This is a genomic window from Clostridium sp. Marseille-Q5894, from assembly GCF_946902305.1.
GTDB lineage: Bacteria > Bacillota_I > Bacilli_A > Erysipelotrichales > Coprobacillaceae > Thomasclavelia.
The window spans coordinates 15,419-28,635 of record NZ_CAMPPT010000008.1; the positions used below are offsets into that span (position 1 = coordinate 15,419).

Genomic DNA, 13,217 nt, shown 5'->3' on the forward strand with positions numbered 1-13,217 from the left:
AACGAGGAGGAAAATTATGAATATTTGAGCACTGATAGCTATTATGGAAGAAAAAAATATTTCAACTTACAACCTTTCTAAACTTTCAAAAATGGATTCTAGTAATTTAAACAGAATAATAAATAAAAAAGTAAAGAATCCTAAAATTGATACATTATCAAGTATGAAATTTATTTTAATATTGTATCTATTTGCCTGTTCTTAATTGGATTTTTGAATTTTTTAACGATTGTGAATAGTAATGATAAAAAAGCATCTTATTATAGCACATTAATTTACTGTATAAAAAATTATTCATTAACATGGATAATTCGCTTGTTTTCAAGGATAACTTGTTTGTGAAAAAAGTTTTATAACTTTACACTTAATAGTATAATATAATTAAGAAAGGTAAGGGGATGATATATCATAATACAATTGAGATGGGCATATTCCTATTTCATACACTATCCTTGGTAAATTGTAAATAAACAAGTAAGGGAAGGATAATAAGTGTGAAAAAATTTTTAACTACATTAGTTGTATTTGCATTAACTTTAGTTTCTTTTTATCTATAAGCAGTACTTGCTGCTAGTGATGATGAATTATTATTCAATATATTTATTAAAACAATAAATGAGGTTGAAAATAAAAAAATCAATCTTGATAGGGTGGAGAGTTATTTTATAGAAAATGATATAGCAACGATAATAATATCAAATGGAAATGATGGAGTAATAATATATCAAACACCAATAAATAATGAAAATGTAATATATGAAGAATTAAAATCTTTACCTGCAGGTATGGCAGAATTAAATGAATTAAGTCTTGAATCACAAAATAGTATTTGGCCTGTGGTAAAAACGGTAGTTGAAACTACTAAAATGGTGGATAGTGGTGAAGATGTTTGTTCTACGCTGTCAAAAGAAATATTAAATTCTCTTCAACCAAATGTAAAATATAAAGCAGAGTCGTTTTTACATAAAAATCCTAATTGTCTTCCTGCACATTCACAACAATGTAACACTTATCCTAATGTAAATTGGAAAACAGTAACAACTAGGGTTTAAACTACAATAAACACTAATATTTAGACTGTATTTAAAAGGTGGGGTATTTAGTGAAAAAAAATTTTATAAACAAAAAGATTATTATTGGATTGATAATAGATATTGTATTTTTATTATTGATCTTTTATATAGATAATGAGATGGATGTATTTTTTATTATTTTTATAATAGTAGATTTAATTAGAATAATTTATTCTATTTACTCTACAATTAAATTAACTAAATTAGCAGAAACTATGGATAGTGTGAATGAAGATTAAATATTTATGAATAAAAAATAATAAATATCAAGAATTGAATTATCAAGTATTTGCGTAATTAATACATGCTTACTAATGGTCTATCACAATTGTTATTATAAAAAATGGGCATTATATATAATTATCATGATTTTATTTAATAATCATTAATTATAGAAAAATGCAATAAGAAAGTCGGAGATAAATAGTATTTCTTCGACTTTACAAATTTAAATAGAAAAAATAATTTTCTACTAATAAAGAGGAATAAATCACGCATATTTATATAAAATAAAAAGCCCAGCAATAAATGCTGGACGAAAATATTACAATTTTAAATTTTATATAGCTATACAGTGTCATCTATGCTATAAATTTTTCGATTAAAATAAAATGGGGCGGACGATGGGGATCGAACCCACGAATGCCAGAGCCACAATCTGGTGTGTTAACCACTTCACCACGTCCGCCATATATTCATCATTAAGCTATTAGTGCTTAACGCAAGAATGATTATATCTAATATTTTATCAAATGTAAAGAGAAAATATAAAAAAATTAAAATATTTTAATCTATTAGTTCAGATATATCAGTAGCAAAGTTAATTGAGTTAGGTTCGCTAAAATACATTGTATATGTTTCTGATGGGCCGTTATTATCAATTATAGTCATTACAAATTCATCTTTATAACATAATTCCATAATAGAATTCATTCCCTGGTAAGTAATACTATATGATTTATAATTCCTATCGTCTGTGCTAATTTCTAATTTTGCTCGATTTGGATATATATCCCAATCAATTAAATTACCATCAACTCCCCAATCGATTAAAATAAAAGAAATAGGATCGATAATACTGTCATCAAATTCATTATCGGATTTAATTGTAATATATAATTTACTAAACATATTTTATTCCTCCATTTATAGAATACTATAATAAATATAAACAATTATGTGATTTTTTTGGAATATTTAAGATAATAGAATGTCTTTTAGACAACCAAAAAATTCTCTTATGTAATAATGTGGTGCTGTATATAAGTTTTCTTTAGCACTATATGTATGAGCAGTTAAATTATGCTTGTTTGCAAGCAGTTTGCTTCGATAACAATGAAAGCCGTTTGTTATGATCGTCACACTGTAGTTGTTCTTATTTAATGAATCAATAATTTTTTTACTATAAATGATATTTTCGTTTGTATTTGTACTTTTATCTTCTTCAATAATTAAACTTTCATTAATACCTTTATCAACAAGATATTTTTTCATTGCTTTGGCTTCACTGATTTCTTCACCATTACCGCGACCGCCACTAACAATAATTGGTGTTGTTGGAAATGTCTGATGGTAATCAATGGCAGCATCTAAGCGATATTTTAATGAATTAGATGGAGTACTGCCATTCAAGCGGGCTCCTAATACGATTATATAATCGCTTGCTTCATTATATTGATTACTTATTTCGTGTATTATTGATCCTTCGATTATTATAAATATGGATAAACTAAAAATTCCGATTCCTTTAATGATATAATTTAATTTAAGTGGTAATTTAGATAAAATACTAAAATGTGTTTTTAGTTCATAGCTGCCGTAAAATCCAGTGATAAAAGAAAATATTGGGTAAGCGAGATATGCTGGAATAAAACGCGAATTTGCAATAACGAGGACAAAGTATCCTATTGATAATATTGATAAAATAATTAAAGTAGAGTCAAATAATATACAATTTTTTTTCATTTAAAACACCTCTAATATCTATATAATACCATATGATCATATAGTAGTTTCTTAAGAATATTTAATTATAGTAAAAATGTTATTTCAGCAGTATAATAATATTGTGTAGGAATGTGGAGGAAGAAAAAATGAAAAAGAAAAGATTTGAAAAATTGGGAATTGAACCATCGTTATTAGGTTTTGGATGTATGCGTTTTCCTTTGAATGAAGATGGTAATATTGATGAAAATGAAGCTGAAAAAATGATTGATAAGGCGATTACATCTGGTGTAAGTTATATTGACACAGCTTTCCCTTACCATAATGGTGATAGTGAGCCATTTGTAGGCAAGGTTCTAAAGAAATATAATCGGGAAGATTTCTTTTTAGCTACTAAACTACCAATTTGGAATGTTTCTAGTAAAGAGGAAGCTGAAAAAATATTTTTAGATCAATTAAAAAGGCTAGATGTTGACTATGTTGATTTTTATTTATTACATGCTTTAGATAGGGATAAGTGGGCGAAAGTATTAGAATATGATATTTTAGATTTATGTGAAAGATTTAGAGATGAAGGAAAAATTCGTTATTTTGGATTTAGTTTTCATGATGAATATCCTGTTTTTAAAGAAATTTTAGAATATCATGATTGGGATTTTTGTCAATTACAGTTAAACTATTTAGATATGGATATTCAAGCAGGAATGAAAGGATATCTATTAACAGAAAAATATAATATTCCTTTAATTGTAATGGAACCAATTAAAGGCGGGGCATTAGCAAATTTACCAGAAGATATCACAGAAAAGTTTAAAAATTATGATTCTGAAGCTAGTATATCATCATGGGCACTTCGATATGTAGCTAGTTTGCCAAATGTTAAGGTTGTTTTAAGTGGAATGTCAACTTATGAACAGGTTATCAATAATTTAGAAACATTTGAAAATTTTAGATATCTAAATGAAGATGAATTGGTTTTAATTCAAAATGTTAAGGATACGTTGAAATCACAAACGCAAAATGGCTGTACTGGCTGTGGTTATTGTATGCCTTGTCCTTTTGGGGTTGATATCCCTGCTAATTTTAAACATTGGAATAATGCTTATGTTTATAATCAACATCATAAATCAAAAGAAAATCTTGAAAACATGCCGGTAGAAAAGAAAGCAGAAAATTGTAAAAAATGTGGTTCATGTGAAAAAATGTGCCCACAGCATCTGCCTATTCGAGAAGATTTAAGGCGTGTATGTGAATATTTAAAAAAATAGCATTGGGTTATTAGAATGTTGACAAAGTTAATTTTTTAAATCAATACTTTGTCAATTTTTCTTTTATAGTATAAAAGATTTAGATTATTTGCAATTTGTTGATATATATTTAATATCATGATATTATGATATTAAATATATAAATATAGGAGAATTTGGGATATGGATGAACAGATAAACTTTAAAGAAGATGCCAAGAGTTTGAGTGTGATGGTTATTATACAGATGCTGTTGGCAGAAATACTAGCATTGATTATTGGGGTAATTATGTTAGCGATGAGATTTGATCAAGATCTTACCACTTATTTTTCACTCATTGTTTCGTCATGTGTAGCAACATATTATGTAATAAAACGTTATCAAAAAAAATTTTCTTTAAAAATATCTTATAAAACAGATGAAAATTTTGATGTTTTAACTTATTTGAAATTTGTAGTAATGACATTAGGAGCCGCGTGGCTTGCTAGTATGATTATAGGGTATATCATGGAGCTATTATCAGGAGTTATAATATTTGATACTCCAGAATTTTTGGCTAAATATGATCTTGTAACGAATATTTTTTTATGTATTAGTACGATTATTGTTGCTCCAATAACCGAAGAATTATTATTTAGAGGAATTATGTTAGGTAAGTTAAAACAATATGGAAATGTATTTGCGATTGTTGTTGTATCGATTTTATTTGGGCTTTTACATGGGAATTTGCCTCAAACAATACCAGCTTTTGTAACATCACTGTTTTTATGTCAATTAACATTAAAAAGCAATTCAATTGTTCCAGCAATTTCAATTCATATAATAAATAATGCGGTTGCTCAATTGGCGGATATCAATAATGCACTTTTTCGAATATTTTTGAATGCAATAATTATTATTGTAATAATAACTGCTATTATTTTGATTATTAGAGAATATAGAAATGGCAGCAAATATAAAATTGAATTTAAGGTGACAAATTATTTTAAAAACTGGGCGGGAATATTGATTTTGATTTTTACGATTCTTTCAATTATTGGATCAATACAAATAATTTAAAAAGCAGAAAATTATTTTTTGGATAGAATAGTTTAAAACAGCTTATACTTTAAAAATAAGCTGTTTTAATTTTATATGATATTGACTATAGTCCTAAATCGTACTAATATATAAGTATGATTTCAGACTATGAGGAGGCAGTATGTTTAAACAGAATCAAGAATTAAAAGAATATTTTTGCTTATATCGAGAAGCAGATAATTTTTATCATGAGATTGCTTTACAAATCGGCTTATCAGACAGTGCTTTTTTTATTTTATTTTTTCTATTGGAAAATGGTGAGGGATGTTTACAAAAAGATATTTGTCAAATGTGCTCAATTAGTAAACAGACAATTCATTCAGCAATCAAAAAGTTAGAAAAAGATGATGTAATCTATATTAAACAAGTAAAAAAAGATAAAAGAATTTATTTAACATCATATGGTCATGAATTGTTGAATAAAAAAATCATGCCAATTGCATTAATGGAAAATGCAGCCTTTGAGGAAATGGACATTGAAGAAAGACGAGAATTAGTAAGATTGACAAAAAAATATTTAACATTTTTTAAAGAAAAGGTTACGCAATTATGAAAATACAATTATCTGATCATTTCACATTTCAAAGATTATTACGTTTTACTATTCCCTCGATTGCAATGATGATATTGACATCTATTTATAGTATTGTTGATGGCTTATTTGTTTCCAATTTTGTAGGGAAAATACCATTTGCAGCATTAAATATGATGTATCCTTTTATGATGGCGATTTCAACTGTTGGTTTTATGTTAGGAACAGGTGGCAGTGCTGTAGTTGCAATTACATTAGGTGAGGGGAAAAAACAAAAAGCACAAGAATATTTTTCGATGATTATTTATGTTGCAGCAGTGATAGGCATCATTGTTTCAATAACTGCAATTATTTTTATGAAACCCATTGCTTTAATGCTCGGGGCTAGTGCGCAGATGCTTTTAGATTGTATTATTTATGGACGAATCTTAGCGGCTGGAATAACTGCATTTATGTTACAAATTATTTTTCAGAGTTTTTTTGTGACAGCGCAAAAGCCGGAAATGAGTTTGAAAGTATCACTTGTTTCAGGAATGACAAATGTTATTTTAGATTATTTATTTGTAGTGGTTTTTAAATGGGGACTTGCTGGAGCGGGGATTGCAACGATATTTGGGCAGTTTATCGGGGCAATCATGTCAATTGTTTATTTTATCAAAGAGAACAATAGTCTTTTACAACTGGTGAAGACAAGATTTTATAAACGGATTTTATTAAAAGCCTGTACCAATGGTTCGTCAGAATTAATGACCAATATATCTGCTTCAATAATTAATATTTTATACAATTTTCAGCTAATGAAAATTGCAGGAGAAAATGGAATTGCGGCTTATGGGGTGATTATGTATGCAAGTTTTGTTTTTTCAGCTATTTATATTGGTTATTCAATAGGGACAGCTCCGATAATTGGCTATCATTATGGTGCAAAAAATGATAATGAATTAAAAAATCTTTTTAAAAAAAGTTTAATAATTATTGCTCTAACTGGAGTTATGATGACAGGGTTAGCTGAAATTTTTGCCTCACCATTAGCAAAGATCTTTGTTGCATATGATCAAAAATTATTTGATATGACATGTCATGGATTTAGACTGTATGCTTTTTCTTTTTTGCTTAGTGGCTTTAATATTTGGGGTTCAGGATTTTTTACAGCATTAGGGGATGGCTTGATTTCAGCTATTTTAGCGTTTTTAAGAACGCTGGTTTTTCAAATTATTGTTGTTTTGTTTTTACCGCTTATATTAGGATTAGATGGAATTTGGCTATCTGTAGTTATTGCTGAAGTACTTGCTTTAATTATTACGTTGTTTTTCTTTATCAAAAAGAAAGATAAATATCACTATATTTAAATGTGGTTTTAATAAATAAAAGCTGAGGTCATTTAACTAGTTTATTTATTGATGTTTTATTTGAAAATATTTAAAATAATTCGTTAAAAAAATGGTATAATTTTATCGATTATTATTAGTTAAGTACGTTGTAATAATATTAGAACTAAAAATATAGTATGAAAAATTCAGCTAACTTAAAATAATCAATGGCACGGCTGTTAAATTTTGACAGGTTAAAAATAAAACTTAAAGAAAGGAATGGTGATATTTTGCGTTATTTAAATAGAAAATCGAATTATGATAAGTATCCGGTGACAAATATTATTGGATATGATGATGGGATTGAGGGATATGAAGCAATTGCAAAGAAAATCTTAGAACATTTAGGTGATAAAAAAATAATAGTTGTAGATTGTTATCCAGGTGTAAACGATGAAGAAGTATTAACAGCATTAATAAAGGGATTAAAACCTGATCGTGTTATTAAAAGTGCTGATATGTTCTATGATGAGGCAGTATTAACCTCTATGATGTCGAAGCATTTAACAGATGATCGTGTAAGAGGAATAATGTACTATGGACAAATGAGGGATTTTATTGATGAGAAAAAAAGAAGCATATTTCAAACACAGATGAGTAATTGTGCTGGAATTTGCCTTATTTATGGTGTTGGAGCAAGTTTAATTACAAAAGGTGATCTTCTCGTTTATGCAGATTTGGCAAGATGGGAAATTCAATTAAGATACCGTAAAGGAATGCCAAACTTCAAATGTCATAATAATGATGAAGATATTCTAAGAAAATATAAACGCGGTTTCTTTATTGAATGGAGAATAGCTGATAAACTTAAACGTGATTTATATGATGAAATTGATTTTTATTTAGATACAAATAAGGCTGATCAACCTAAGATGATTTCTGGTGAAGCTTTTAGAGCAGGATTAAAACAAATAAGTCGAAGACCATTTAGATTAGTCCCATATTTTGATCCTGGTGTTTGGGGTGGACAGTGGATGAAAGAAGTATGTGGATTAGATTCAAATGAAGATAACTTTGCCTGGAGTTTTGACGGTGTTCCAGAAGAGAATAGCCTTTATTTGAAATATGGCGATATTGTTATTGAGACACCAGCTATGAATGTTGTTCAATATCAACCAGAAAATTTATTAGGAGAAAAGAATTTTGCACGTTTTGGAGCAGAATTTCCGATTAGATTTGATTTTCTTGATACTATGGAAGGACAAAATTTAAGTTTGCAGGTTCATCCTTTAACTGAATATATTAAATCTCATTTTGGGATGACCTATACTCAAGATGAAAGCTATTATATTTTGGATTGTCAAGAAGGTGGCGGAGTCTTTTTGGGGCTAAAGGAAGATATTCAAAAATAAGAGATGATCAATGAATTAAAACGAGCTCAAGCTGGCGAAGAATCATTCAATGTACAACGTTATATCAACTTTTTTGAAGCAAAAAAACATGATCATTATCTTATTCCCGCTGGAACAGTTCATTGTTCATCAGCAAATTGTATGGTTTTGGAAGTTAGTGCGACACCATATATTTTTACATTTAAACTTTGGGATTGGGATCGGCTAGGATTAGATGGTCTTCCCCGTCCGATTCATATTGAAGATGGCAAAAAGAATATTCAATGGAATCGTACAACAACATGGGTGAAAGATAATTTAGTTAATCATTTTGAACTTATTGAAAATAATGATGACTATACCGAAATTAAAACAGGATTACATGAATTAGAATTTATTGAAACCAGAGTTATAACAAGTCGTACAAAAACTTTTCATCAAACAAATGATGGAGTTAATATGTTAAATCTGGTAGAAGGAACAAGTGCAGTGATTGAAAGTCCTATAAATGCCTTTGATCCGTTTATCTTACATTATGTTGAGACTGTTATTATTCCTGCAAGTGTAAAACAATTTACAATTAGACCAGAAGATCCAGATGAGGAAATCAAAGTTTTAAAAGCGTATGTCAGAAATTGAGATTATTTTAATTACCTATTAAAATGATCAAGATAACGTTGGATAATCAACTTTTAATAGTAAGAAGTATTATCAGTTTTTATTCGATGATCAAAGATTGAAATCTATATTTATGCTAATAGAATTCAATCTTTTTATGCTTTAGGGTGTCGATTAATATGGGGAGTTTTTAAAAGTAAGTTTATATTATGATAATCGTTATCTAAAAAATCATTAGGGATTATTATAAAATGTTTTAATTATTTTTGTTTAGTACAATAATAAATGAAAATAAAATGTTAAAAAGAACATGTGATTAATGTTCATGGATTAAAAAAATCAGAAAAGATATAAAATTATTTAAAATAATTATCTTTGACATTGAAAAAGAAAGCGATGATTTTGTTTGAAAAATTCAATTAAAGTGCTATGCTGATCATATAAGATTTTAATATTAACAATAGATAATATGAAGTGACCTCCTAAGTTGTCAAAAAGTGGATTACGATTCATAATAAGATTAGTAAAAAAACAAAATTATGAAAGTCGATACCATAACGACAATAGGAGGTCACTATGAAAAGTATAATTTATATTGGGATGGATGTCCATAAAAATACGTACAGTTTATGTGGAATCAATTCATCAACAGGAGAAGTTATTGCACAGACAAAATGTGCTGCTGAAGTAAAGAATATTCTTAAATTTATTAAGTCAGCTAAAGAAAGAATGAGTGAAGAAAATGAGGTGGATATTTTAACAGGATATGAAGCTGGATGTTTAGGATTTTCCTTATATCATGAACTTGCATACCATGATATTCCATGTGTTATATTAGCACCATCAACAATGCATGGATCAGTCAAAAATAAAAAAGTAAAAAATGATAAGATGGATGCCTTTAATATTGCCACTAATCTTATGCACGATTCATACAAAGCTGTTCATGTACCAACAGAACATGACAATGAAATCAAGGAATATATAGGTCTAAGAGAAGATGTCATCCAGTCAAGAAAGAGAATCAAACAGCAGATCAGTGCATTGGTATTGAGACGAGGATTAAGATATGAGGGGAAAAGCAACTGGACAGTGGCCCATATCAAATGGCTTGAAACGATAGAATTGCCAGTAATCGTAAGAGAAACATTAAATGAATATTTAAAAGTCTATGATTATTTAAATGAACGTATTGAAAAATATGATGAAAGGATAGAAGAGTTTTCAAAAGAAGAGGAATATAAGGAACCGGTTTCTAAAATTTCCTGTTTCAAAGGAATAGATACATTATCAGCAATGAAGATACATGTCACAGTGAGTGATTTTCAGCGATTTCCAACAGCAAAGGCATTTATGGCGAATCTGGGAATGCTTCCAGGAGAGAATTCGAGCGCGGAGAAATACAGCAATACACCAATCACCAAGATGGGGAATGCGATGGTTAGAAAGACACTGGTAGAATGTACACAGGCATTAGTAAGAGGAACAGTTGGAAAGAAATCAAAAGCGTTGAAAAAAAGACAAAAAGGACAGGAGGATGAAATCGTAGCATATGCAGATAAGGCAGTAGAAAGATTACAAAAAAGATTTAGAAGGATGGTATTAAGAGGGAAACCATATAATGTAGCTATCATGGCAGTGGCAAGGGAACTAGCAGGATTTATATGGGGAATGGAAACAGGAAGAATATAGAAGATGTAAAAAGATGTTTTCTATACAATTATGAAAATTTAAAGAAAAAATAAGAAATGGAGGACAAAAATCGAGAAAAAAAGAACACAAAATCAATGGCATAGAAAAGCCTCAAAAAAGGAGAAGCAGGTTTAGTTATCTACGGTCCTTTCTTTGTGGCATAAATAAGATATAAAAGAAGTCGCGATCTGGAATATCATAAATTATAGATGATTCACGTATATAGATAGTTAGAACTTATTTGACGAACCATTAACCTTGGAGTAGCCAATCTCCGTATAACAGAGTGGTTAACTGTCGATAAATCTAGTATTTTGGGGCTTTTGTATGCCATTGATGATAAAATTAAATAATTTTATTATGAATGTGTAATTTTCACTTGACAAAGGTCACTTCATAACAGAAAGAAGGATATGTATGAAGATTTTAGCTTTTACAGGAGCAGGAATTAGTAAACAAAGCAATATTCCTACATTCATGGAAAAGCCTGAAGTTAGAGAAAAATTGTTTAGAAATTTTGCTCAAACTCATCACGAGGAATATAACGAAGTAATCAAACAATTAAAAGCTAATATGAATGGAGCAAAGCCTAATGATGCCCATTATGCTTTAAAAGAGTATAATATTCCAATTATTACTATGAATATAGATGGGTTACATAAGCTTGCTGGAAGTGATGCATTAGAATTACATGGTGGATTGCCGGAAGATGATGAAATGGATGTAGCCTGGTCGTTGTATAATAAACCAGTATTATATGGTGATCCCGCTCCAAATTATCAAAAAGCATATGAGATGGTATATAGTTTAAAACCTGATGATATATTTTTAGTAATTGGATGTTCATTTCATACAGCGATTGCAGTGGATTTAAGAGAAGTTGCTAAAAGTAGAGGAGCAAGAATTATAGAAATCCAAGAGGATGCTGCTAGTAATGTAAGAAAATTTTTAGAACGATTATTTTAAAATAAATAGCAAATTAATTGACATTTAAACGAATAATGAGTATCATAAATCTATAGATTAAATACGATGAATTGAAATAGTAGACTAGGCATTTAGGCAAAGAGAGTACCGGGCTGGTGTGACGGTATCCAAATAAATAGTTGAATACATCAAGGAGTAGAATGTTGAATTGAGTAGGCATCTCCGGTTACACCCGTTAAAGTGTCAGAGTATGAACTATATAATAAATAGCGTACTTGATGAGGCTGATAGGGTGATCTATTAGTGAATAAAGGTGGTACCACGAAGTTATCTCGTCCTTTGATTAGGACGAGTTTTTTGTTTATTTATAGGAGGAAAAGAAAATGATTATTGTTTTAAAGCCACACACAAGTGATGAAGGTATTGAAAAAATTAAAAATTTAATTGTAGCTAAAGGAGCTCAACCACATGTATCTAAAGGGGATATTCAAACAATCATTGGAATGGTAGGTGATACGACTAAAATTGATCCTAAAGCAATTGAAGTAGAAGAATGTGTTGAAAAGGTTATGAAAGTATCAGAACCATATAAATTAGCGAATCGGGCATTTCATCCAGATGATACGATTATCGATGTTTCAGGAGTTAAAGTCGGTGGTGAAAATCTAGCGTTGATCGCAGGGCCTTGTTCGGTAGAAAGTGAAGAACAGGTAATTGAAGTTGCAAAAGCTGTTAAAGCAGCCGGAGCTAATATTTTACGCGGTGGAGCTTTCAAACCAAGAACTTCACCATATGCATTCCAGGGAATGGGATCTTCAGGACTTGATATTTTAGTAGCTGCTAAAAAAGCAACTGGTCTGCCAATCTGTTCAGAATTAATGGATGCACAGTATCTTGAAGAATTTAATGAAAAAGTAGATTTGATTCAAATTGGAGCAAGAAATATGCAAAACTTTGATTTATTAAAGAAAGTAGGAGCAGGGACAAAAAAGCCGATCTTATTAAAAAGAGGATTAAGTGCAACATTTGAAGAATGGATCATGTCGGCAGAATATATCATGGCCAGCGGGAATCCAAACGTAATATTATGTGAAAGAGGGATCAGAACGTTTGAAAGCTATACAAGAAACACATTAGATCTACAAGCAATTCCAGTAGTGAAGAAACTAACACATTTACCAATCGTAATCGATCCAAGTCACGCTGGAGGGAAATGGTGGTTAGTGGAACCAATGGCAAAAGCATCAGTAGCAGGTGGAGCAGATGGATTGATGATAGAAGTGCATAACGATCCTGAAAAGGCGTTATGTGATGGACCACAGTCATTGAGACCAGAGAAATATGAGAAGTTATTAAAACAAATCAGTAAGATAGCTGAAGTTGTCGGTAAGAAAGTATAATAA

General features: G+C 29.5%; 14 protein-coding genes, 1 tRNA gene and 1 other annotated feature. Of the genes, 12 read left to right on the forward strand and 3 right to left on the reverse strand.

Annotated features, from left to right (window positions below; genetic code table 11):
• Positions 1 to 43 precede the first annotated feature (43 nt).
• The 3 genes from OC535_RS11645 (at position 44) to OC535_RS11655 (ending at position 1,312) form a co-directional block, all read left to right on the forward strand.
• The gene (locus tag OC535_RS11645) at positions 44 to 205 is read left to right on the forward strand and encodes a helix-turn-helix domain-containing protein (protein WP_081721197.1); all 162 of its coding nucleotides are present in this window, start codon (positions 44 to 46) and stop codon (positions 203 to 205) included.
• Between the two features lie 445 nt (positions 206 to 650).
• Entirely contained in the window at positions 651 to 1,052 is a 402-nt protein-coding gene (locus OC535_RS11650; protein WP_498823901.1) for a hypothetical protein, read from the forward strand.
• Between the two features lie 50 nt (positions 1,053 to 1,102).
• On the forward strand, positions 1,103 to 1,312 hold the full coding sequence (locus OC535_RS11655; protein ID WP_024722697.1) for a hypothetical protein: 210 nt from the start codon (positions 1,103 to 1,105) through the stop codon (positions 1,310 to 1,312).
• Positions 1,313 to 1,685: 373 nt separating this feature from the next.
• Here OC535_RS11655 and OC535_RS11660 read toward each other — a convergent pair.
• From OC535_RS11660 to OC535_RS11670, 3 genes are all read right to left on the reverse strand, one after another.
• Positions 1,686 to 1,761 (reverse strand) — tRNA-His (locus OC535_RS11660).
• 98 nt (positions 1,762 to 1,859) lie between these two features.
• Positions 1,860 to 2,204 (reverse strand): hypothetical protein, encoded by a 345-nt coding sequence (locus tag OC535_RS11665; protein WP_024721871.1) that lies wholly within the window; start codon positions 2,202 to 2,204, stop codon positions 1,860 to 1,862.
• Between the two features lie 66 nt (positions 2,205 to 2,270).
• Entirely contained in the window at positions 2,271 to 3,038 is a 768-nt protein-coding gene (locus OC535_RS11670; RefSeq protein WP_498823902.1) for a YdcF family protein, read from the reverse strand.
• Between the two features lie 128 nt (positions 3,039 to 3,166).
• On the opposite strand from OC535_RS11670, the gene OC535_RS11675 reads away from it, so the two are divergent.
• The 9 genes from OC535_RS11675 to aroF all read left to right on the forward strand — a co-directional run bounded on the left by OC535_RS11675 (position 3,167) and on the right by aroF (position 13,214).
• Positions 3,167 to 4,285, forward strand: a complete 1,119-nt coding sequence (locus OC535_RS11675; protein ID WP_498823903.1) for an aldo/keto reductase — start codon at positions 3,167 to 3,169, stop codon at positions 4,283 to 4,285.
• A gap of 162 nt (positions 4,286 to 4,447) precedes the next feature.
• A complete protein-coding gene (locus tag OC535_RS11680; protein WP_498823904.1) occupies positions 4,448 to 5,323 on the forward strand; it encodes a CPBP family intramembrane glutamic endopeptidase in 876 nt (291 codons plus the stop codon).
• Between the two features lie 142 nt (positions 5,324 to 5,465).
• Positions 5,466 to 5,897 carry a MarR family winged helix-turn-helix transcriptional regulator gene (locus OC535_RS11685; protein WP_227053161.1) on the forward strand — a complete coding sequence of 144 codons (432 nt, stop codon included), beginning with the start codon at positions 5,466 to 5,468 and terminating at the stop codon, positions 5,895 to 5,897.
• Positions 5,894 to 7,225: an MATE family efflux transporter gene (locus OC535_RS11690; RefSeq protein ID WP_498823905.1), complete on the forward strand. Its 1,332-nt coding sequence runs from the start codon at positions 5,894 to 5,896 to the stop codon at positions 7,223 to 7,225. Before OC535_RS11685 ends, OC535_RS11690 begins: the two co-directional genes overlap by 4 nt.
• 251 nt (positions 7,226 to 7,476) lie before the next feature.
• Entirely contained in the window at positions 7,477 to 8,598 is a 1,122-nt protein-coding gene (locus OC535_RS11695; protein ID WP_498823906.1) for a class I mannose-6-phosphate isomerase, read from the forward strand.
• A 3-nt stretch (positions 8,599 to 8,601) separates the two neighbouring features.
• On the forward strand, positions 8,602 to 9,216 hold the full coding sequence (locus OC535_RS11700; RefSeq protein ID WP_498823907.1) for a class I mannose-6-phosphate isomerase: 615 nt from the start codon (positions 8,602 to 8,604) through the stop codon (positions 9,214 to 9,216).
• 555 nt (positions 9,217 to 9,771) lie between these two features.
• Entirely contained in the window at positions 9,772 to 10,887 is a 1,116-nt protein-coding gene (locus tag OC535_RS11705; protein WP_227053805.1) for an IS110 family RNA-guided transposase, read from the forward strand.
• Positions 10,888 to 11,304: 417 nt separating this feature from the next.
• On the forward strand, positions 11,305 to 11,853 hold the full coding sequence (locus tag OC535_RS11710) for a Sir2 family NAD-dependent protein deacetylase (RefSeq protein WP_498823908.1): 549 nt from the start codon (positions 11,305 to 11,307) through the stop codon (positions 11,851 to 11,853).
• Positions 11,854 to 11,910: 57 nt separating this feature from the next.
• Positions 11,911 to 12,157 (forward strand) — a binding site (T-box leader).
• A gap of 40 nt (positions 12,158 to 12,197) precedes the next feature.
• Positions 12,198 to 13,214 (forward strand): 3-deoxy-7-phosphoheptulonate synthase, encoded by a 1,017-nt coding sequence (aroF, locus tag OC535_RS11715; RefSeq protein ID WP_498823909.1) that lies wholly within the window; start codon positions 12,198 to 12,200, stop codon positions 13,212 to 13,214.
• The last annotated feature ends 3 nt before the right edge of the window (positions 13,215 to 13,217 follow it).